General features: G+C 64.5%; 21 protein-coding genes. 17 read left to right on the forward strand and 4 right to left on the reverse strand.

Features of this window, described 5'->3' with window-relative positions:
* The first annotated feature begins 103 nt into the window (after positions 1-103).
* From ASF77_RS01575 to ASF77_RS01620, 10 genes are all read left to right on the forward strand, one after another.
* A complete protein-coding gene (locus ASF77_RS01575; protein ID WP_056333441.1) occupies positions 104-979 on the forward strand; it encodes a TauD/TfdA family dioxygenase in 876 nt (291 codons plus the stop codon).
* Positions 980-992: 13 nt separating this feature from the next.
* Positions 993-2000, forward strand: coding sequence for an ABC transporter substrate-binding protein (locus ASF77_RS01580; RefSeq protein ID WP_082493497.1), 1008 nt, complete (start codon positions 993-995; stop codon positions 1998-2000).
* Positions 2001-2013: 13 nt separating this feature from the next.
* The gene (locus tag ASF77_RS01585) at positions 2014-2859 is read left to right on the forward strand and encodes an ABC transporter ATP-binding protein (protein WP_056333451.1); all 846 of its coding nucleotides are present in this window, start codon (positions 2014-2016) and stop codon (positions 2857-2859) included.
* Positions 2856-3743 carry an ABC transporter permease gene (locus tag ASF77_RS01590; RefSeq protein ID WP_056333453.1) on the forward strand — a complete coding sequence of 296 codons (888 nt, stop codon included), beginning with the start codon at positions 2856-2858 and terminating at the stop codon, positions 3741-3743. The genes ASF77_RS01585 and ASF77_RS01590 overlap by 4 nt, the downstream gene beginning before the upstream one ends.
* 534 nt (positions 3744-4277) lie before the next feature.
* Entirely contained in the window at positions 4278-6008 is a 1731-nt protein-coding gene (locus ASF77_RS01595) for an acetolactate synthase 3 catalytic subunit (RefSeq protein WP_056333456.1), read from the forward strand.
* Positions 6009-6500, forward strand: a complete 492-nt coding sequence (ilvN, locus tag ASF77_RS01600) for an acetolactate synthase small subunit (RefSeq protein WP_056333459.1) — start codon at positions 6009-6011, stop codon at positions 6498-6500.
* A 70-nt stretch (positions 6501-6570) separates the two neighbouring features.
* Positions 6571-7587, forward strand: a complete 1017-nt coding sequence (ilvC, locus tag ASF77_RS01605; protein ID WP_056336171.1) for a ketol-acid reductoisomerase — start codon at positions 6571-6573, stop codon at positions 7585-7587.
* 192 nt (positions 7588-7779) lie between these two features.
* Entirely contained in the window at positions 7780-8544 is a 765-nt protein-coding gene (locus ASF77_RS01610) for an SIMPL domain-containing protein (protein ID WP_056333462.1), read from the forward strand.
* 151 nt (positions 8545-8695) lie between these two features.
* On the forward strand, positions 8696-9559 hold the full coding sequence (gene pssA, locus ASF77_RS01615) for a CDP-diacylglycerol--serine O-phosphatidyltransferase (RefSeq protein WP_056333465.1): 864 nt from the start codon (positions 8696-8698) through the stop codon (positions 9557-9559).
* A 61-nt stretch (positions 9560-9620) separates the two neighbouring features.
* Positions 9621-11165, forward strand: a complete 1545-nt coding sequence (locus ASF77_RS01620) for a 2-isopropylmalate synthase (RefSeq protein WP_056333468.1) — start codon at positions 9621-9623, stop codon at positions 11163-11165.
* Between the two features lie 49 nt (positions 11166-11214).
* On the opposite strand, the gene ASF77_RS01625 is transcribed toward ASF77_RS01620, so the two are convergent.
* Positions 11215-11934: a hypothetical protein gene (locus ASF77_RS01625; RefSeq protein WP_056333471.1), complete on the reverse strand. Its 720-nt coding sequence runs from the start codon at positions 11932-11934 to the stop codon at positions 11215-11217.
* A 99-nt stretch (positions 11935-12033) separates the two neighbouring features.
* On the opposite strand from ASF77_RS01625, the gene ASF77_RS01630 reads away from it, so the two are divergent.
* The gene (locus ASF77_RS01630; protein WP_056333474.1) at positions 12034-12912 is read left to right on the forward strand and encodes an alpha/beta hydrolase; all 879 of its coding nucleotides are present in this window, start codon (positions 12034-12036) and stop codon (positions 12910-12912) included.
* A 2-nt stretch (positions 12913-12914) separates the two neighbouring features.
* On the opposite strand, the gene ASF77_RS01635 is transcribed toward ASF77_RS01630, so the two are convergent.
* Complete coding sequence (locus ASF77_RS01635; protein WP_056333477.1) at positions 12915-13514, reverse strand: choice-of-anchor J domain-containing protein; 600 nt, start codon at positions 13512-13514, stop codon at positions 12915-12917.
* Positions 13515-13580: 66 nt separating this feature from the next.
* Positions 13581-14087, reverse strand: a complete 507-nt coding sequence (locus ASF77_RS01640; protein WP_056333479.1) for a hypothetical protein — start codon at positions 14085-14087, stop codon at positions 13581-13583.
* Between the two features lie 178 nt (positions 14088-14265).
* Here ASF77_RS01640 and rpsO point away from each other — a divergent pair, with 178 nt between their 5' ends.
* Both rpsO and pnp read left to right on the forward strand, forming a co-directional pair.
* Entirely contained in the window at positions 14266-14535 is a 270-nt protein-coding gene (rpsO, locus tag ASF77_RS01645) for a 30S ribosomal protein S15 (RefSeq protein WP_056336174.1), read from the forward strand.
* 188 nt (positions 14536-14723) lie between these two features.
* Positions 14724-16826: a polyribonucleotide nucleotidyltransferase gene (gene pnp / locus ASF77_RS01650; protein ID WP_056333482.1), complete on the forward strand. Its 2103-nt coding sequence runs from the start codon at positions 14724-14726 to the stop codon at positions 16824-16826.
* 78 nt (positions 16827-16904) lie between these two features.
* Here the strand turns inward: pnp and ASF77_RS25090 are convergent, their stop codons facing one another.
* On the reverse strand, positions 16905-17036 hold the full coding sequence (locus tag ASF77_RS25090; protein ID WP_267875156.1) for a hypothetical protein: 132 nt from the start codon (positions 17034-17036) through the stop codon (positions 16905-16907).
* Between the two features lie 367 nt (positions 17037-17403).
* On the opposite strand from ASF77_RS25090, the gene ASF77_RS01655 reads away from it, so the two are divergent.
* The 4 genes from ASF77_RS01655 to ASF77_RS01670 are packed head-to-tail and all read left to right on the forward strand — an operon-like array spanning position 17404 to position 20142.
* Positions 17404-18270: an STAS domain-containing protein gene (locus tag ASF77_RS01655; protein ID WP_056333485.1), complete on the forward strand. Its 867-nt coding sequence runs from the start codon at positions 17404-17406 to the stop codon at positions 18268-18270.
* A gap of 17 nt (positions 18271-18287) precedes the next feature.
* A complete protein-coding gene (locus tag ASF77_RS01660; protein ID WP_056333488.1) occupies positions 18288-18647 on the forward strand; it encodes an STAS domain-containing protein in 360 nt (119 codons plus the stop codon).
* Positions 18644-19123 carry an anti-sigma regulatory factor gene (locus tag ASF77_RS01665; RefSeq protein WP_056333492.1) on the forward strand — a complete coding sequence of 160 codons (480 nt, stop codon included), beginning with the start codon at positions 18644-18646 and terminating at the stop codon, positions 19121-19123. The genes ASF77_RS01660 and ASF77_RS01665 overlap by 4 nt, the downstream gene beginning before the upstream one ends.
* Positions 19111-20142 carry an ATP-binding SpoIIE family protein phosphatase gene (locus tag ASF77_RS01670; RefSeq protein ID WP_056333495.1) on the forward strand — a complete coding sequence of 344 codons (1032 nt, stop codon included), beginning with the start codon at positions 19111-19113 and terminating at the stop codon, positions 20140-20142. The genes ASF77_RS01665 and ASF77_RS01670 overlap by 13 nt, the downstream gene beginning before the upstream one ends.

Genomic DNA, 20142 nt, shown 5'->3' on the forward strand with positions numbered 1-20142 from the left:
ATCATCGAAATACGTATGAGCTTCCTCGAAATGATTCGTTGTCGCCTCGACATCGGCTGGCTAACCTGAACCTGACATCAACTCAGCCTCCAGCTTCCACATCATGCCCCTCGATACCGCTGCGCGCCAGGACTTCGACATCCGGCCCCTCCATGCCCCGCTCGGCGCCGAAGTGCTCGGCCTCGACCTCACGCGCCCCCTGAGCACCGCCGACCTGGCGCGGGTGCACCGCGCCCACCTGGACCACCACGTGCTGGTCTTCCGCGACACCCGCATCACCCCGGCCCAGCAGGTGGAATTCTCGCGCCGCTTCGGCGAGCTGCAGATCCACGTGCTGCGCCAGTACCAGCTGGCCGGGCATCCGGAAGTGCTGGTCATTTCCAACATCCGCGAAAACGATCAGCCGATCGGCCTGGGCGACGCCGGCCACCTCTGGCATTCCGATCTCTCCTACAAGGCCACGCCCAGCCTCGGCTCGATGCTGCATGCGCAGGAATTGCCGGCCGAGGGCGGCGACACCCTGTTCGCCAACCAGCACCTGGCCTGGGATACGCTGCCCGAGGATCTCAAGCGCGAAATCGAATTCGCCCAGGCCGAGCACAGCTACCTGGCGCGCTACGAGGATCTGCGCAAGCTCAATCCCTACCGTCCCGCACTGACCCAGGCACAGATCGACGAGGTGGTGCCGGTGCGCCATCCGGTGGTGCGCACCCATCCGGAAACGGGCCGGCGCGCGCTCTTCGTCAGCGAGCATTTCACCACGCGCATCCTCGATATTCCCGAAGCGCGCAGCCGCGCCTTGCTCGACGCCCTGTTCGAGCACAGTACGAAGCCCGAGTTCATCTACCGCCACCAGTGGCAACCGCACGACATGGTGTTCTGGGACAACCGCTCGCTGATGCACCTGGCGGCCGGCTGCCCGCCCGAGCAGCGCCGCAAGCTGTACCGCACCACGATCGCGGGCGATGTCCCGTTCTGAGCCAGGAGAAACCATGTTGAAACGCCGTACATTCGCCGCCGCCCTGGCGGCCCTGTCCCTGGCCGCTGCCGTCCCCGCCGCCCAGGCCGAAGGCAAGATCCGCATCGCCGAGCAGTTCGGCGTGGTCTACCTGCTGCTGAACGTGGCGCAAGACCAGAAACTGATCGAAAAGCACGGAAAGAAGCATGGCGTCGAGATCGACGTCGACTGGGTAAAGCTCTCCGGCGGGGCGGCCGTCAACGACGCGCTCTTGTCGAATTCGGTGGACGTGGTCGGCGCCGGCCTCGGCCCCCTGATGACGATCTGGGATCGTACCGCCGGCAAGCAGAACGTGCGCGCCGTCGCCTCGCTCGGCAATTTCCCCTACTACCTGGTCAGCACCAACCCGGCCGTGAAGTCGATCGCCGACTTCGGGCCGAAGGATCGCATCGCGCTGCCTGCCGTGAGCGTGTCGGTGCAGGCGCGCATCCTGCAGATGGCCGCCAGCAAGCAGTGGGGACAAGCCGAATTCAAGAAGCTCGACCCGCTCACGCAAGCCGTGCCGCATCCGGACGCGGCCGCCGCGGTCATCGCCGGCGGCACCGAAATCAACGCCCACTTCGCCAATCCGCCGTTCCAGGAACAGGAATTGGCCGCCAATCCGAAGGCGAAGATCGTGCTCGACTCCTACCAGGTGCTGGGCGGCCCGGCCTCGGCCACGGTGCTGTACGCCACCGAAAAATATGTGAAGGAAAATCCAAAGACCTACCGCGCCTTCCTCGATGCCTTGATCGAGGCGGCCCAGCTGGCATCCACCAATCCGGAAGCGGCAGCCGACGCCTACCTGCGCGTGAACAAGGGCGGGATCGACCGTGCGCTGCTGGTGCAAGTCATTAAAAATCCGAAGGTGCAGTTCAAGGTGGCGCCGCAGAACACGCTCGGCCTGGCGCAGTTCCTGTTCGAGGTCGGCGCGATCAAGAAGAAGCCGGCCAGCTGGAAGGATTACTTCTTCGAGCATCCGGCGCTCGCCTCCGGGAGCTGAGATGCGAGCTGAAATGAATACGCCTCCATTGCAGGTCGTGCCGCCCACCGGCCCCCTGCTGCGCGCCGAACACGTGACGATCGAATACGCCGGCGCGCAAGGCAGCGTGCGCGCCACCGAGGACGTCAGCTTCGACGTCCACCGCGGCGACCGCTTCGTGCTGCTCGGGCCGTCGGGCTGCGGCAAGTCGACCCTGCTCAAAGCCGTGGGCGGTTTCATTGCCCCGCGCGCCGGCAGCCTGCGCCTGGCCGGCAAGCCGATCACCGGGCCGGGGCCGGATCGCATCGTCGTGTTCCAGGAATTCGACCAGCTGCCGCCCTGGAAGACGGTGGAGAACAACGTCATGTTCCCGCTGCTGGCGGGCGGCATGAAAAAGGCGGAGGCACGCGAACGTGCCCGCCACTGGCTGGGCAAGGTCGGCCTGGCCGGCTTCACGAACGCCTATCCACACACGCTGTCGGGCGGGATGAAGGCGCGCGTGGCGATCGCGCGGGCGCTGGCCATGCAGCCGGATATCCTGCTGATGGACGAACCCTTCGCCGCTCTCGACGCGCTCACCCGGCGCACCATGCAGGAGCAGTTGCAGAGCCTGTGGGACGAGGTCGGTTTCACCATGCTGTTCGTCACCCACTCGATCGAGGAGGCGCTGGTGGTCGGCAACCGCATCCTGCTGCTCAGTCCCCATCCGGGGCGGGTGCGCGCCGAGATCAACAGCCACCAGTTCGACCTGGCGAGCGCCGGCAGCGCCGAGTTCCAGGCGGCGAACGAGCGCATTCACCGGCTGCTGTTCGGCGAGGCGCCGGCGCGCGCCGCTGCAACACCTACCTCAGCACCTCAGGCCGTGGCGGTGCATTCATGAACGGCTTCCGCGATCCGCCCATCCGCCCGGAATACGAACTGGCGCTGGCCGTGCCGCAGGCCGGTCTCGCGCCGCAGCCGACAGGCCAGCCCACGACCTTGCGCCAGGCCGCGCTGAGCGGTCTGTCCTGGCTGCGCAAGGCCGGCATGCTGCTGGTGCTGGCCATCCTCTGGGAAGTGCTGGCGCGCTGGTACGACAACGACCTGCTGCTGCCCACGGCCTTGCAGACGGCGCGCGCGCTGGTCGACGGCCTGGCTTCGGGCGAGCTGTTCGGCTATATCGCCGTCTCGTTCGCGGTGCTGACCCAGGGCTACCTGATGGGCGTCGCCGGGGCATTCCTGCTGACCTGGCTGGCCGTCTCGAACCGCGTCGGGCGCGAGCTGATCGAAACCCTGACCTCGATGTTCAACCCGCTGCCGGCGATCGCGCTGCTGCCGCTGGCGCTGCTGTGGTTCGGGCTCGGCAAGGGCAGCCTGATCATGGTGCTGATGCATTCGGTGCTGTGGCCGCTGACCCTGAACGCGAGCGCGGGTTTCCGCGCGGTGCCCGAGACGCTGCGCATGGCGGGGCGCAACTACGGCCTGGGCGGGCTGCGCCTGGTGCTGCAGATCCTGATTCCGGCGGCGCTGCCGGCGATCCTGTCGGGATTGAAGATCGGCTGGGCCTTTGCCTGGCGTACCCTGATCGCGGCCGAGCTGGTGTTCGGCACGACCTCGGGGCAGGGCGGGCTCGGATGGTTCATCTTCCAGAGCCGTAACGAGCTGTTCACGGACAAGGTGTTCGCGGGGCTGGCGGCGGTGATCATCATCGGGCTGGCGGTGGAGAACATCGTGTTCCAGAGCCTGGCGCGGGTGACGGTGCGGCGGTGGGGGATGGAGCGTTGATGGTATGCGTGGGCACGGAACGCGGGCATGCCCGCCCTACGGTGCAAGACCGGCGTTGGCCGTTGCGTAAGGTAGGGCGGGCATGCCCGCGTTCACCGCCCGCATACCAACACAATCGGCCTCATCGTTGCACTGCACGATCCCTCAAAACACGCACCCAACTGGTGCGTGTTGTCTTTTCTTTTTTTTATCTTGACCAAAATGGTGCAACGCAGTAAGGTGTTCCTCACGCTTTGCACCCCCGAAGCTTCAACGTCAGTCGGACCGGCACACAAGGCCTGGACTGTTCTGGCACGCTTTCATTTGTAGGCAGTTTGCTCCAACCCGCGCCACAAGCGCGAGAGATGCGTCGAGCCGCTACAGACACTCAGCCAAACGAGTTGCGCCCAGCGCCGTTCCAAAGGCATCTATTGATGCCGGGAGTTCGACGCGACCGCAGAAAGAAGGGAAGCTGAAGGCGCTGTGGGGCAAACCGTATTTCGTTAGGAACGGGCATCCGATCAAACTCCCTCTGGGTCTTGAAAGGAATGATTCATGAATAACGAAGCAGCGGCCCCCATCACGGGCGCCGAAATCGTCGTCCGTTGCCTGGCCGAGGAAGGCGTGAAACACGTCTTCGGCTACCCTGGCGGCGCAGTGCTGTACATCTACGACGCCATCTTCCAGCAAGACAAATTCCAGCACGTCCTGGTGCGCCACGAACAGGCCGCCGTGCACGCCGCCGACGCCTATTCGCGCAGCTCGAACACGGTCGGCGTCGCCATCGTCACCTCCGGCCCGGGCGTCACCAATGCCGTCACCGGCCTGTCCACCGCCTACATGGATTCGATTCCGATGGTGGTGATCAGCGGCCAGGTGCCGAGCCATGCGATCGGCCAGGACGCCTTCCAGGAATGCGACACGGTCGGCATCACCCGCCCCGTGGTCAAGCACAACTTCCTGGTCAAGGACGTGAAGGAACTGGCCTCCACCATCAAGAAGGCCTTCTTCATTGCCCGTACCGGCCGTCCCGGCCCGGTGCTGGTCGATATCCCGAAGGACATCAGCATGCACAAGTGCATGTTCGAGTATCCGCGCGAAATCGAGATGCGTTCCTATAAGCCGGTCGACAAGGGCCATACCGGCCAGATCCGCAAGGCCGTGCAGCTGCTGCAAAGCGCCGAGCGGCCGATGATCTATGCCGGCGGCGGCGTCATCCTCGCCAACGCTTCAAACGAACTGAACCGCCTGGTCGAGAAAGTCGGCGCACCGGTCACGAACACGCTGATGGGCCTGGGCGGTTCGCGCTCGAGCAGCGAGCATTTCGTCGGCATGCCCGGCATGCACGGCACCTACGAAGCGAACATGGCGATGCAGCACTGCGACGTGCTGATCGCGATCGGCGCCCGCTTCGACGACCGCGTGATCGGCAACCCGAAGCACTTCGCCAGCCATCCGCGCAAGATCATCCACATCGACATCGACCCGTCCTCGATCTCGAAGCGGGTGAAGGTCGACATCCCGATCGTCGGCAACGTCAAGGAAGTGCTGACCGAATTCCTGGCCCAGCTCGACGCCGCTGGGGCCGTGCGCGCCAATCCGGAACCGCTGCGCGACTGGTGGAAGCAGATCGACGAATGGCGCGGCAAGGACTGCCTGAAGTACGAGGATTCGAACCTCGTCATCAAACCGCAGTCCGTCATCGAACAGCTGTGGCAGGTGACGAAAGGCGACGCCTTCATCACCTCCGACGTCGGCCAGCACCAGATGTGGGCGGCCCAGTACTACCCCTTCGACAAGCCGCGCCGCTGGATCAATTCCGGCGGCCTGGGCACGATGGGCGTGGGCCTGCCGTACGCGATGGGCGTGCAGATGGCGAACCCGGATGCGACGGTCGCCTGCGTCACCGGCGAGGGCTCGATCCAGATGTGCATCCAGGAGCTCGCCACCTGCAAGCAGTACCACCTGACGCCGAAGATCATCCTCTTGAACAACCGCTTCCTCGGCATGGTGCGCCAGTGGCAGCAGATCGACTACGGCTCGCGCTATTCCGAGTCGTACATGGATTCGCTGCCGGACTTCGAGAAGCTGGCCGAGGCCTATGGCCACGTCGGCATGCGCATCGAGAAGCCGGGCGACGTCGAGGGTTCGCTGCGCGAAGCTTTCGGCATGAAGGATCGCCTCGTGTTCATGAACTTCATCACCGACCAGAGCGAGAACGTCTGGCCGATGGTCAAGGCGGGCCGCGGCCTGTCCGAAATGCTGCTCGGCTCGGAGGATCTGTAAATGAGACACATCATCTCGGTTCTCCTCGAGAACGAAGCCGGCGCCCTGTCGCGCGTGGTGGGCCTGTTCTCGGCGCGCGGCTACAACATCGAAACCCTGACCGTGGCGCCGACCGAAGACGCGACCCTGTCGCGCATGACCATCGTCACCTCCGGCTCGGACGACATCATCGAGCAGATCACCAAACACCTGAACCGCCTGATCGAAGTGGTGAAGGTCGTCGATCTGACCGAAGGCCAGCACATCGAGCGCGAGCTCATGCTGATCAAGGTGCGTGCCGTCGGCAAGGAACGCGAAGAGCTCAAGCGCACCGCCGACATCTTCCGCGGCCGCATCATCGATGTCACGGAAAAGACCTACACGATCGAACTGACCGGTGCCAAGAGCAAGCTCGACGCCTTCATCGATGCCATCGACCGCGCCTCCATTTTGGAGACCGTCCGTACCGGCGGCTCCGGCATCGGCCGCGGCGAGCGCATCCTCAAGGTCTGAACTTCTGGTGGGCACGGGGCGCCCACCCTACAACGCACATACAACGAACATACAAAATCAAGGAATGACCATGAAAGTTTTCTACGACAAAGACTGCGACCTCTCCCTCATCAAGGGCAAAAACGTCGCCATCATCGGCTACGGCTCGCAAGGCCATGCCCACGCCCAGAACCTGTCGGAATCGGGTGTGAACGTCACCGTCGGCCTGCGCCGCGGCGGCGCCTCCTGGAACAAGGTCGAGCAGGCCGGCCTGCAGGTCGCCGAGGTCGACGACGCGGTCAAGAACGCCGACATCATCATGATCCTGCTGCCGGACGAGAACATCGCCCAGGTCTACAAGGAAAACGTCGAGCCGAACGCCAAGCAGGGCGCCGTGCTGGCGTTCGCCCACGGCTTCAACGTCCACTACGGCCAGGTCGTGCCGCGTTCCGACCTCGACGTCATCATGATCGCGCCGAAAGCGCCGGGCCACACCGTGCGCGGCACCTACCGCCAGGGCGGCGGCGTGCCGCACCTGATCGCCGTCTACCAGGACAAGTCCGGCGCCGCGCGCGACATTGCGCTGTCGTATGCGATGGCGAATGGCGGCGGCCGCGCCGGCATCATCGAGACCAACTTCCGCGAAGAGACCGAGACCGACCTGTTCGGCGAGCAGGCCGTCCTGTGCGGCGGCGCCGTCGAGCTGATCAAGGCCGGCTTCGAGACCCTGACCGAAGCGGGTTACGCGCCGGAGATGGCCTATTTCGAATGCCTGCACGAGCTGAAACTGATCGTCGACCTGATCTACGAAGGCGGCATCGCCAACATGAACTACTCGATCTCGAACAACGCGGAATACGGCGAATACGTCACCGGCCCGCGCATCGTCACGGCGGCCACCAAGGATGCGATGCGCCAGTGCCTGAAGGACATCCAGACCGGCGAGTACGCGAAGAGCTTCATCCTCGAAAACAAGGCCGGCGCACCGACCCTGATCTCGCGCCGCCGCCTGACGGCAGAACACCAGATCGAGGAAGTCGGCGCCAAGCTGCGCGCGATGATGCCGTGGATCGCGAAGAACAAGCTGGTCGATCAGTCGAAGAACTAAGCCGTAGGGTGGACGGCTTTGCCGTCCACCCGTTGCAGACTAAACGCGTGGACGGAAATCCGTCCACCCTACAGCGCGGGGACATGTCGTCAGGACGGTATCAAATGCAACTTTCCATTACAAATTCACGACGGAAAGCGACGCGACGGTATCGTATAAGTAATGCCACTTTTACTTAGCCTGGAGAACCACATGTCCCTTCCCAAACTGATCCTCGTCGCCAGCCTGCTGGCAAGCGCACATGCCGGCGCGCAAACGCTGCCGGTGCCATCGACCGCCGGCACCATGGTCATCGTGCCGGCCAACGGTGAAGTTCGCCATGCCAACGACCAGGCGATCGTCACCTTCGCCGTCGAGGAATTCGACAAGGACAAGAACGCGGCCGCCGCGCGCGTGAACCGCAAGATGAAGGAGGGCACCGAGATCGTGCGCCGCGCCGATCCGAAGGCCGAGCTGAAGACGCAGGGGTATTACACCTACCCGGTCTATCCGGAACCGCCGGTGCAGCCGCTGCCGGCGACGCGCGCGCCGGTCAAGCCGGTGCCGAGCGGCTGGCGCGTTGGGCAGTACCTGGAGGTAAAGACGACGAACCTGGGGGAATTGCCGAAGACGGCGGCCGCGGCGCAGAAGGTCTTGCAGATCAACGGCATCAGCTTCGGCCTGGCGCCGGCGACCGAGAAGATGCTGGACGACCGCCGCATCGCCGAGACCTACCGCAACCTGAACGAGCGCATCGTTTCGATCGCGCGCGCGATGGGACGCCAGCCGGCGGACGCGACCCTGGACACGGTCGACTTCGAGGGGTCGGGCAATTACGGCGGGCGGCCGGAGATGCAGTCGGTAATGGTAGCGGGTTCGCGCATGAAGGCGGCCGACGATGTCATGCCGGAACCAAGTTTCGAGCCGGGGGAAACGACCTTGCAGATGCGTCTGGTGGGAAAGGTGAAGTTCAAGTAAGAAACCGCCACGACAGCTTGTCCCACTGAGATATTGCTGTTGAGACAGTTTCAATAGTATCCGTTCGCTAACATGCCGTTTCCGCCCCTATAATGCGGAGAACGGCGCTGCAACGTAGAGGCAGCGCGAACACTACTTGATACGGAACCTTATGCCAGCCTTTCCACGACGTAAGAAAAATGGAACAGCGCCCCGCGCGCCACGATTTGCCCGCCTGAAGCGTTTTGGACGCCGGGCGGAAGACAAGGGCGGCACGCGCGGGCGTGGCATTTATTTGTTGCCGAACGCCTTCACGACCGCGGCGCTGTTCTGCGGTTTCTACGCGATCGTGATGGCGATGAACCAGCGCTTCGAGCACGCCTGCTGGGCCGTCTTCATTGCGATGATTCTCGATGCGATGGACGGACGCGTGGCGCGCCTGACGAACACGCAGTCGGAGTTCGGCGCGCAGTACGACAGTTTGTCGGACATGGTCTCCTTCGGTGCGGCACCGGCGCTGGTGATTTACGAGTGGTCGCTGCGCGGCCTGGGAAAACTGGGCTGGATCGCCGCCTTCGTGTACTGCGCGGGCGCGGCGCTGCGCCTGGCGCGCTTCAACACGAACATCGAGGTCGTGGACAAGCGCTTCTTCCAGGGCTTGCCCAGCCCGGCGGCGGCGGGTGTGGTGGTCGGCTTCATCATGTTCATGACCGACCCGGACATCAATATCAGCGCGCGCCAGGTGGACTGGGTGAGCTGGTGCCTGGCCGTGTTCGCCGGCCTGACGATGGTGTCGAACGTGCCGTTTTACAGCTTCAAGGACGTGAACTTCCGCAAGTCGGTGCCGTTCATCGTGGTGTTCCTGATCGCCCTCGGCTTCGCGCTGGTGGCGATCGATCCGCCGAAAGTCCTGTGGCCGATTTTTGTAGTGTACGGTTTGTCGGGTTATGTGGTGTTTGTGCTGCAGCGCGCCCGCGGCAAGAAGGTGAGCATCATTCCGACCGACGAACCAATCGAAGACAGCGAGCGCCGCTGATCCCCCGTTGGGGTCGACCGGTGGCGCTCTTGGATAACAAGCGCCTATCGGAGTAGCAGCCATGTTCGACCCTGACCGCCTCATCATTTTCGACACCACCCTGCGCGACGGCGAGCAATCGCCGGGCGCCTCGATGACGAAGGACGAAAAAGTCCGCATCGCGCGCCAGCTCGAACGGCTGCGGGTCGACGTCATCGAAGCCGGCTTCGCCGCCGCTTCCCCGGGCGACTTCGAGGCCATCCGCGCCATCGCAGCAAGCGTGCGCGACTCCACCATCTGCTCGCTCTCGCGCGCCAACGACCGCGACATCGCACGCGCCGCCGAGGCCCTGCAGCCGGCCGCAAGGAAGCGCATCCACACCTTCATCGCCACGTCTCCGCTGCACATGCAGATGAAGCTGCGCATGGAGCCGGAGCAGGTGCTGGAGCAGGCGAAGCTGGCCGTGCGCTACGCGCGCAACCATACCGACGACATCGAGTTCTCGCCCGAAGACGGCAGCCGCTCGGAAGAGGATTTCCTCTGCCGCGTGCTGGAAGGCGTGATCGCCGAGGGCGCCACCACCATCAACTTCCCCGACACGGTCGGCTACGCGACGCCCGAAGTCTTCGGCGCCACCATCCGCCGCCTGCGCGAGCGCGTGCCCAATTCCGACAAGGCCATCTGGTCGGTGCACTGCCATAACGACCTGGGCCTGGCGGTGGCCAACTCGCTGGCGGGCGTGGCCATCGGCGGCGCGCGCCAGATCGAATGCACCATCAACGGCCTGGGCGAGCGCGCCGGCAACACGGCGCTGGAAGAAGTCGTGATGGCGCTGCGCACCCGCGCCGACTACTACAAGCTCACCGTCGGCATCGACACCACGCAGATCGTGCCGGCCTCGAAGATGGTCTCGCAGATCACCGGCTTTGCGGTGCAGCCGAACAAGGCGGTGGTGGGCGCGAACGCCTTTGCCCACGCTTCCGGCATCCACCAGGACGGCATCCTGAAGGCGCGCGAGACCTACGAGATCATGCGCGCCGAAGACGTCGGCTGGCACGCCAACAAGATCGTGCTCGGCAAGCTCTCGGGCCGCAACGCCTTCAAGGCGCGCCTGCAGGAGCTGGGCATCGAAATGGAGTCCGAAGGCGAGGTCAACGCCGCCTTCGCCCGCTTCAAGGAGCTGGCCGACCGCAAGAGCGAAATCTTCGACGAGGACATCCTGGCGCTGGTTTCGGCCGAGGAACATGCCTCGGGCGGCGAATACTTCCGCTTCATCTCGCTGGCGCAGCGCTCGGAGACGGGCGCACTGCCGCATGCGCGCGTCGTGTTCGCGATCGATGGCCAGGAATACGCCTGCGAGGGTTCCGGCGACGGCCCGGTCGACGCCACCGTGAACGCCATCGAAAGCCAGGCCAGGACGGGCGCGGATCTGATCCTCTTCTCGATCAATGCGATCAGCAACGGCACCGAGTCGCAAGGGGAGGTAACGATGCGGCTGTCGCGCCAGGGGCGGATCGTGAATGGGGTGGGGGCGGATCCGGATATCGTCGTGGCCTCGGCCAAGGCGTATTTGTCGGGCTTGAACAAGCTGCATTCGAAGGTGGAGAGGGCACACCCGCAACTCTGATCGAGACCGCCGCGTAACGTACGGGGTCGACGTCGATAACGCCGGCGGTTCAATTCCACTTCTGCTTCGTCGCCGGCCCCTCATCCTCATCGCAATTGGTCATCTTCGGCTTGATCCCATTGCGCATCGTGTCGATCCCATCCGGCGCGTGGTTCGATTCGTAGGTGACGCAATAGGTGCCGCTTGCCGTGATCACGCGGTAGCGCCTGCGGCCGTAGCCGCCGGGATCGAGAATCTCCTGGGTTTTGGGCGCCTGGTACCACTTGTTCGGCGCCATCTCGGCGGCCTGGGCGATGCCGCGCTCCAGCTTCATCTGCGCCGTCTCGATCGGCGCCTCGATGCCGCGCCGCGGGTTCTCCTTGCGCAGCGTGCGGTCGATGTCGCCGACGGCGGCCCTGGCGCTGCGCAGCAGGTCGGCGGCGGATTGGGCAGGCGTCTCGGCCGCCTGCGGCGCGGGCAGGGCGATGACCTCGGTCGCCGATTCGACAGGCGCAGCTACCGGTTCGCGCGCCGCAGGCTGACGCGCCGCCGGCCCTGCCGAGGCCCTGGGAATGGCAGGAGCACGCGCTGCAGCAGCAGGCACTGCCCGCTCGGCGGCAGGCGTCGGCACCAGCCGCAAGAACTGCACGCGCGGCGCTTCGCTGGTCTCCTGCACAGGCAGCGGCCGCGATAGCTGCCACAGTCCGATCAAGAGCGCATGCACGGCCAGCGAGACGCCGATGCCGGCGAAAGGACGCGGTTGCTGGAAGGTCGGTTGTGCGCTGGCCATAGGCCTGCAGTATACGTTCGCCTATTGTTTTTGTGGAAACAAACGCATATGCATGCGAAGGGCGCGCCGCGTTCCCGACGTCAAGCCCATACTCGGCGCATGAGCAAACTCATCTACTGCACCACCGCGCTGCTGCTGGCCGCGGCGCTGGCCGCCTGTTCGCCGCTGTCGGTGCTGAACGCCGTGTCGCCGGCCGGCGCCGTGCAGTCCAGCACGGCGAACCGCTATGGCAGCGATCTGCGCAACATGCTCGACATCTACCGTCCCCCGGCGCAGGCCGGCAAGGCCCCGGTCATCGTCTTTTTCTACGGCGGCAACTGGGTCAGCGGCGATCGTGCGGATTACGCGTTCGTCGGCCGTGCCCTGGCCGCGCGCGGCTTCGTGGTGGTCGTGCCCGACTACCGGCTGTATCCGCAAGTGCGCTATCCGGACTTCCTGATCGACGGCGCGGCCGCCGTCGCCTGGGCCGTGCGTGAAATAAACCGGCATGGCGGCGACCCGGAGAATATCTTCCTGATGGGCCACAGCGCCGGCGCCTACAACGCGGCGATGCTGGCGCTCGATGCGCGCTGGCTCGGCAAGGAGGGGTTGAAGCCAAGCCTGCTGCGCGGCTGGATCGGGCTGGCCGGTCCCTATGACTTCCTGCCGGTACAGAACCGCACCACGCGGCCCGTGTTCGACGCGCCCGACACGCCGGCCGATTCGCAGCCGCTGCGCCACGTGAGCGCAGCCTCGCCACCGGCGCTGCTGATTGCGGCCAGGAAAGACGAGCTGGTCGACCCGGCGCGCAACACCGGCGGCATGGCGGCCAGCCTGCGCGCCCGGCAGGTGCCGGTGCGCGAGCGGTATTACGACGGCGTCAGCCACACGACGCTGGTCGCCTCGCTGTCGACTTCGCTGAAGGGGCTGGCGCCGACGCTGGCCGAGGTCGAGGCCTTCGTTCGCGGTGTGGACGAAGCGCAGGCCGCGTCGCGCTGACCCTACTGCACCGTCAAGGCGACATCGTCGACCAGGAACGTCGTCTGCAGCGACGCATCCTCGGCGCCGACGAAGAAAACCTGTACCGTCTGCCCCTTGTAGGCCGACAGATCCATGCTGCGTTGCACGTAGCCGCTTCCCTTGTTCAGGTTCGAGTAGGTCGCCGGCGTCGCCAGGATCGTGCCGCCGCTGTTGCGCACTTGTACCCTCAGCGTGTCGTAGGCGCGGCTGGTCGTGGTTTCCGCCGTCGTCACCTGCAGCCAGAACGACAAGGTGGCGCTGACGGCCGTCGCGGGAATCGCCACTTGCTGGTACAGGTTGTCAGTGCGGGTGGCGCCGGTGCCGGCCAGTTTCGCCTTCCAGCTGCCGCTGTGCGCCGGCGTGCCCGTTGCATTGTTGATGATGCCGCTGCCGCCGTTCCAGGAAACGGCGCCGGATTCGAAACCGGCAAGCAGCGTTTGCCAGAAACTGACGAGCTTACTGTTGTGGATGCGGAAAGAGAAGGGACGATCTGCGGAAGTGCCGGGATAGCGTCGGTTTAAACCCTTGGCAAGCGGGGAAATGCAGGCAGCGGAAAAAAAATGCCGCTGAGTCAGCGGCATGGATAGGGGAAGGACACCGACCCGGCGCGAACCGCGCTGCGCTCGCTCGGCGTTACCGGCGATCGGTCACCACGTGAACCTGTCCCGCACATCGAACATTGGATCCGGCCCATTCATCATCTGGCGCACGACGCCCGCCTCGTCGAAATGCACGTGCATCAGCGAATTCCACACACCTGCTTCCTTATAGCGGTACGACCAGACCTCGTAGTTGCGCAGCGCCACGCGCGAGCGCTCGGCGGGGTGGCCGATGGTGCGCAGCACGTCGCCCTTGTTCGCCTGGTCGACCTTGATCGTCGCGAATTTTTCACCCGTGAGCACCTGCTCGTAGCTCAGCAGGCGGCCGTCCGGCCCGATGTGCGCCATCCAGGTGAACTGGCCGAAGGGGGCGGTTGCGTATTCGAGCATCTGGCCGCCGTCCAGGGCGGGATAGGTGGCGGTCGGCTGGCCGCGCTTGGCGATCACGGCCGCCACCGGTTGGCCCACGGCGGGCGCCTCGTAGAAGAGGGGATTCGCGCAGCCGGCCACGGCAAGCACCGCACACAGCGTTGTAATTCTGAGCAATTTATTCATTGCGAGCCCCGTTAAAAAGTCCGAAAACCCCATCATGCCCCATCGGAGCCGCAGCAAAAGCTGGTGACGCCAACTGTTTTCGCATATACTGGCGGGTCTGTCCGCAAGGGCAGGTTTTTTTAATCAAATCACGGTGCGCTGGGTTACGACTCTTGCACCGCATGTGAAAGGTAACATCATGTCCGTAGAAAACATCAACAAGTCGGCAATCATCGCCGACAACGCACGTGGCCAGAACGATACCGGTTCGCCGGAAGTCCAGGTCGCACTGCTGACCGCACGCATCAACGAACTGAACGGCCACTTCAAAGCCCACCAGAAAGACCACCACTCGCGCCGCGGCCTGATCATGATGGTCAACCGTCGTAAGAGCCTGCTGGCTTACCTGAAGCGCAAAGACCTGAACCGTTACCGCGACCTGATCGCCAAGCTCGGCCTGCGTAAGTAATTGTTGCGCCCGACTGCTTAAGTCATGAAATGCCTGCGTCAGTGCCACTGTCGCGGGCATTTTTTGTTTTGAGCCGTCCGTAGTTTTCGTAGTAAAGCGGCGGGGCGTATCGCCCGTTCTGACGCCGTCGTGGTGAGAGGTGAACGACAGCTCCTGAAAATCTGTCGGCAAATAGAAAGGGATTACCAATGTTTAATAAAGTTACGAAGACCTTCCAGTACGGTCAACACACCGTCACCCTGGAAACCGGTGAAATCGCCCGTCAGGCATCCGGCGCCGTCATGGTGTCGGTCGAAGACACGGTCGTGCTGGCTACCGTCGTCGCCAAGAAAGACGCCAAGCCAGGCCAGGACTTCTTCCCGCTGACCGTCGATTACATCGAAAAAACGTATGCTGCCGGTAAAATCCCGGGCGGTTTCTTCAAGCGCGAAGGCCGTCCTTCCGAAAAAGAAACGCTCACCTCGCGCCTGATCGACCGTCCGATCCGCCCGCTGTTCCCGGAAGGCTACCTGAACGAAGTCCAGGTCATCATCCACGTGCTGTCGGTCAACCCTGAAATCGATCCGGACATCCCTGCGATGATCGGCGCCTCGGCTGCCCTGTGCGTCGCCGGCATCCCGTTCAACGGCCCGATCGGCGCCGCCCGCGTCGGCTACGCCAACGGCCAGTACATCCTGAACCCGAGCACCACCCAACTGAAAACCTCGCAGATGGATCTCGTCGTCGCCGGCACCGAAACGGCCGTGCTGATGGTTGAATCCGAAGCGCAGCAGCTGTCCGAAGAAATCATGCTGGGCGCGGTCGTCTTCGGCCACGACCAGATGCGCGCCGTCATCGACGCGATCCACGCCCTGGTCGAAGAAGGCGGCAAGCCGGAAGTCGAATGGACTGCGCCGGCCAAGAATGAAACCCTGATCGCCCAAGTCTCGGAACTGGCCTCGGCGAAAGTGCGCGAAGCCTACCAGACCCGCGAAAAGTCGGCACGCCAGCAGAAGCTGAAGTCGCTGTCGTCGGAAGTCATGGCCGCCCTGGCGGAGCAAGGCGTCGAGGCGAATGCAGCCGACGTCGGCAACATCCTGTTCGACATGGAAGCCAAGGTCGTGCGTTCGCAGATCCTGGACGGCGAGCCGCGCATCGACGGCCGCGACACCCGCACCGTGCGCCCGATCGAGATCCGTACCGGCGTGCTGCCGCGCACCCACGGTTCGGCCCTGTTCACCCGCGGCGAAACCCAGGCCCTGGTCATCGCGACCCTCGGCACCGCCCGTGACAGCCAGAAGATCGACGCGCTGATGGGCGAGTACACCGACGACTTCATGATGCACTACAACATGCCTCCGTTCGCCACCGGCGAAACCGGCCGTGTGGGCACCCCGAAGCGCCGCGAAATCGGCCACGGCCGCCTGGCCAAGCGCGCACTCGTTGCTGCGCTGCCATCGCCGGAAGAGTTCAGCTACTCGGTGCGCCTGGTGTCGGAAATCACCGAATCGAACGGTTCCTCGTCGATGGCCTCGGTTTGCGGCGGCTGCCTGGCACTGATGGACGCCGGCGTGCCGATGAAGGCGCACGTCGCCGGCATCGCCATGGGTCTGATCAAGGAAGGCGGCAAGTTCGCCGTCCTGACCGACATCCTGGGTGACGAAGACCACCTGGGCGACATGGACTTCAAGGTCGCCGGTACCACTGCGGGCATCACCGCCCTGCAGATGGACATCAAGATCATGGGCATCACCAAGGAAATCATGCAGGTGGCACTGGCGCAAGCCAAGGAAGCCCGCCAGCACATCCTGGTCGAGATGCAGAAGGCCGTGCCGAGCGTGAAGACCGAACTGTCGGACTTCGCCCCACGCCTGATCACGATCAAGATCAATCCTGAGAAGATCCGTGACGTCATCGGCAAGGGCGGCGCCGTCATCCGCGCGCTGACCGAAGAGACCGGCACCCAGATCGACATCACCGACGAAGGCGTCGTGACCATCGCATCGGTCGACGCCGCCGCCGGCCAGGAAGCCAAGCGTCGCATCGAAGAACTGACCGCCTCGGTCGAAGTAGGCAAGACCTACGACGGCACCGTGCTGAAGCTGCTGGACTTCGGCGCCATCGTGCAAGTCATGCCAGGCAAGGACGGCCTGCTGCACATCTCGCAGATCGCCAACGAGCGCGTCAACGCCGTCGCCGACTACCTGAAGGAAGGTCAGCAAGTGCGTGTGAAGGTTCTCGAGACCGACGAGCGCGGCCGCCTGAAGCTGTCGATGAAGGCTGCCGATCCTGTGGAAGGCGCGGCGCAGTAATCGATCTTCGCAGCGGGTCGCCGCTGTCGAAAACAAAAACCGCCAGTGCGTGAGCCTGGCGGTTTTTTATTGCTCTTGTCAGATGAGCTTGATATACAGAAGCACCAGCCCCGCCATGAGCAGCCCGAACTTGGTGCCCGCCATAAAACTGGAAAACATCGGGTTGCGCCGGTACAAAAATTTTTCACGCCGACCGAACATGAATTTCATGAGGCTGCTCCCTGAAGTGAAGAGGGTTGCGCCAAATGAAACCTTGCACGGTTAGCATCGATGGCCGCACTGTGCTGGCGCAAGACATCAGGCTAACCAGTCCTTCGTGTCAGATCCTTGCTCATAATCAAGGTTTCAGAAGGATAGCCAAGCCAGTGCAACCCATCAAGCCCGGATCGGGCAATGCCAGTGCCACACGCATCAGTTTCGCAGGCACGACCGTCCGCCGAGGAGGCCGGCGCGCGGGTCAAACGTTTCCTGAATTCCAATGAGAAAGTGTTATAGTTAGTGATTCTCCAATGGTGGAGCAGCTCGTCAAAAATTCGGGCGCATCCACGATACCGACCCCAAAACAAGGAATGTACCGATGACGACCAAGGACAACGCCGCCCGCATCAGCCAGCTCATCCAGGAACACGAGGCCGAGATCGGTTCGCAATGGATCGCCCAGCTCGAAGCCCTGATGGTGCGCAGCAGCGGCAGCGCGAAAGAGCAGCTGCGCAGCCACTGCCAGCAGTTCCTGGCCGCTTTTGCAGCCGCCACCCGCAGCGGCGAGCTGGAAAACGTCGAGCACCGCTCCTGGGACGAGGTGCGCGACCTGCTGGCCGAGATCTCTTCATCCCGTGCTAAATCCGGTTCGACCCCGAGCGAGACGGCAAGCTTCGTGTTTTCGCTCAAGCAGCCGCTGTTCGGCCAGCTGACGGCCGGCTTCGCCGACGACTCCGCTGCGCTGGCCTCGGCGTCCTGGTCGGTCAGCTCGCTGCTCGACAAGCTCGGCCTGTACACGATCGAAGTGTTCCAGAAGGCGAAAGACCAGATCATCGTGCGCCAGCAGCAGGAGCTGCTCGAACTGTCGACGCCGGTCGTCAAGCTGTGGAACGGCATCCTGGCGCTGCCGCTGATCGGCACCCTCGATTCGGCGCGCACGCAAGTCGTGATGGAAAACATCCTGCAGAAAATCGTCGACACCGGCGCCGAGATCGCCATCATCGACATCACCGGCGTGCCGATGGTCGACACCCTCGTCGCCCAGCACCTGATGAAGACGATCGCCGCCGCGCGCCTGATGGGCGCGGACTGCATCATCAGCGGCATCCGTCCGCAGATCGCCCAGACCATCGTCCACCTGGGCGTGAACCTGGAAGACGTGGTCACCAAGGCGACCCTGGCCGATGCCTTCCTGGTCGCCCTCGAACGCACGGGCGCGTCGGTCACCATCCATAAGAAGAACTGATAGAGGCGCGACAGACGATGGAACGCATTCCTATTCTGCGCATGGGCGACCTGCTGCTCGTCACCATTCAGGTCGACATGCACGACCGCCTGGCCATGACCTTGCAGGACGACCTGACCGAGCGTATCGTGCGCGATAGCGCCAAGGGCGTGCTGATCGACATCTCGGCGCTCGACCTGGTCGATTCCTTCATCGGCCGCATGATCAGCAACACGGCGGCGATGGCGCGCGTGCTCGACGCGCAGACGGTGGTGGTCGGCATGCAGCCGGCCGTCGCCATCACCCTGGTCGAGCTGGGCCTGACCCTGCATGGCGTGAAGACCGCGCTGAACGTCGAGAAGGGCATGGCCCTGCTTGGAAAGAACGTGAACAGATGAGTACCGCGGCTGACGCTGTGAATCAATTCGCGGGTGGATTCGAGACCGACCTCATCGAGCGCCATGCCCGCTCGCGTGTCGAGCGGGTGCAGCTGCCGCTGCGCAGCGACGAGGACGTCGTCAACCTGCGCAAGCAGGTGCGCGAGCGCGCCGTCGGGATCGGGCTGTCGCTGGTCGACCAGACCAAGCTGATCACCGCCGCCAGCGAGCTGGCGCGCAACACCATCAAGTACGGCGGCGGCGGCGGCGCCTGCCTCGACAAACTGGTGGACGGACTGCGCCAGGGCGTGGGCCTGGTCTTCGTCGACGCTGGCCCCGGTATCCCGGATCTGAACCTGGCGTTGCGCGACGGCTATACCACCGGCGGCGGCCTGGGCCTGGGCCTGGGCGGCTCGAAGCGCCTGGTCGACGAATTCGACATCGATACCCGGCCGGGAGAGGGCACCGCGATCGCGGTCGTGAAATGGAAACGCTGATCAGTTCTCTCGACGCGCAGCACACTTACCCGATCCTGCACGCCAGCGACATCGCCGCGGCGCGCCGCGCCGGGCAGAAGCTGGCGCTCGCCCTGGGCTTCGACGAAACCCGCGCCGCGACGCTCGCCCTGATCGTCACCGAGGCCGGTACCAACCTGCTCAAGCATGCGGGCGAGGGCGTGCTCTACCTGAACGTGTCGCAGGCCGAGGGCGTGCCCGGGATCGACGTGCTGGCGGTCGACAGCGGCCCCGGCATTGCCGACATCGACGCCTGCCTGCGCGACGGCGTGTCGACCGCCGGCACCGCGGGCACGGGCCTGGGCGCGCTGCGCCGGCTGTCCGACGAATTCGACGTGTATTCGCATCCGGGCGCGGGCGCGCTGTTCCACATGCGCCTGTGGCGCGACGCCGCGGCGCCGGGACTGTGCCGGGTCGAAGTTGGCGCCATCACCGTGCCGCTGGCGGGCGAGGACGAATGCGGCGACGCCTGGGGCCTGGCCTGCGACGGCGGCGGCGCCACCCTGCTTGCCGCCGACGGCCTCGGCCATGGCCCGGAAGCGGCAGTGGCGTCGAAGGCCGCCGTGGGCGAACTGGCGCACCGTCCGTCGGCGGAGCCGGCGGCGCTGGTGGCGGCCGCGCACGAAGCCCTGCGCGTCACGCGCGGCGCTGCGCTGGCCTGCGCACGCATCGACTTCGGCGCCGACAGCGTGCGCTTCGCCGGCGTCGGCAACATCGGCGCCTATGTGATCGACGGCGAGAGCCGGCGCGCGCTGGTCTCGCACAACGGCATCGTCGGTCACAACATGCGCAAGGTGCAGGAATTCAGCGTGCCTTGTCCGCCCGGCGCGCTGGTGATCCTGCACTCGGACGGCATTCAGACTCAGTGGAACCTGGACAAGTATCCGGGCCTGCTCGCGCACAGTCCGGCCCTGATCGCCGCGATGCTGATGCGCGACTTCATCCGCCGCCGCGACGACGCCATGGTGCTCGTCGTCAGACGCCTGCACGGACTGTCATGA

This window comes from Massilia sp. Leaf139 (assembly GCF_001424165.1).
Taxonomy (GTDB): domain Bacteria; phylum Pseudomonadota; class Gammaproteobacteria; order Burkholderiales; family Burkholderiaceae_D; genus Telluria.

Excerpts from the sequence above, each read along its gene's own strand:
- ASF77_RS01660 (WP_056333488.1), top strand. The coding sequence starts at position 18,288 with ATGGAACGCATTCCTATTCTGCGCATGGGCGACCTGCTGCTCGTCACC.
- ASF77_RS01635 (WP_056333477.1), bottom strand. The coding sequence starts at position 13,514 with ATGCCGCTGACTCAGCGGCATTTTTTTTCCGCTGCCTGCATTTCCCCG.
- ASF77_RS01610 (WP_056333462.1), top strand. The coding sequence starts at position 7,780 with ATGTCCCTTCCCAAACTGATCCTCGTCGCCAGCCTGCTGGCAAGCGCA.
- ASF77_RS01625 (WP_056333471.1), bottom strand. The coding sequence starts at position 11,934 with ATGGCCAGCGCACAACCGACCTTCCAGCAACCGCGTCCTTTCGCCGGC.
- ASF77_RS01655 (WP_056333485.1), top strand. The coding sequence starts at position 17,404 with ATGACGACCAAGGACAACGCCGCCCGCATCAGCCAGCTCATCCAGGAA.
- ASF77_RS01590 (WP_056333453.1), top strand. The coding sequence starts at position 2,856 with ATGAACGGCTTCCGCGATCCGCCCATCCGCCCGGAATACGAACTGGCG.
- ASF77_RS01595 (WP_056333456.1), top strand. The coding sequence starts at position 4,278 with ATGAATAACGAAGCAGCGGCCCCCATCACGGGCGCCGAAATCGTCGTC.
- ASF77_RS01640 (WP_056333479.1), bottom strand. The coding sequence starts at position 14,087 with ATGAATAAATTGCTCAGAATTACAACGCTGTGTGCGGTGCTTGCCGTG.
- ilvN (WP_056333459.1), top strand. The coding sequence starts at position 6,009 with ATGAGACACATCATCTCGGTTCTCCTCGAGAACGAAGCCGGCGCCCTG.
- ASF77_RS01665 (WP_056333492.1), top strand. The coding sequence starts at position 18,644 with ATGAGTACCGCGGCTGACGCTGTGAATCAATTCGCGGGTGGATTCGAG.
- ASF77_RS01585 (WP_056333451.1), top strand. The coding sequence starts at position 2,014 with ATGAATACGCCTCCATTGCAGGTCGTGCCGCCCACCGGCCCCCTGCTG.
- ASF77_RS01575 (WP_056333441.1), top strand. The coding sequence starts at position 104 with ATGCCCCTCGATACCGCTGCGCGCCAGGACTTCGACATCCGGCCCCTC.
- ilvC (WP_056336171.1), top strand. The coding sequence starts at position 6,571 with ATGAAAGTTTTCTACGACAAAGACTGCGACCTCTCCCTCATCAAGGGC.
- rpsO (WP_056336174.1), top strand. The coding sequence starts at position 14,266 with ATGTCCGTAGAAAACATCAACAAGTCGGCAATCATCGCCGACAACGCA.
- ASF77_RS01670 (WP_056333495.1), top strand. The coding sequence starts at position 19,111 with ATGGAAACGCTGATCAGTTCTCTCGACGCGCAGCACACTTACCCGATC.
- ASF77_RS01630 (WP_056333474.1), top strand. The coding sequence starts at position 12,034 with ATGAGCAAACTCATCTACTGCACCACCGCGCTGCTGCTGGCCGCGGCG.
- ASF77_RS25090 (WP_267875156.1), bottom strand. The coding sequence starts at position 17,036 with ATGAAATTCATGTTCGGTCGGCGTGAAAAATTTTTGTACCGGCGCAAC.
- pssA (WP_056333465.1), top strand. The coding sequence starts at position 8,696 with ATGCCAGCCTTTCCACGACGTAAGAAAAATGGAACAGCGCCCCGCGCG.
- ASF77_RS01580 (WP_082493497.1), top strand. The coding sequence starts at position 993 with ATGTTGAAACGCCGTACATTCGCCGCCGCCCTGGCGGCCCTGTCCCTG.
- ASF77_RS01620 (WP_056333468.1), top strand. The coding sequence starts at position 9,621 with ATGTTCGACCCTGACCGCCTCATCATTTTCGACACCACCCTGCGCGAC.
- pnp (WP_056333482.1), top strand. The coding sequence starts at position 14,724 with ATGTTTAATAAAGTTACGAAGACCTTCCAGTACGGTCAACACACCGTC.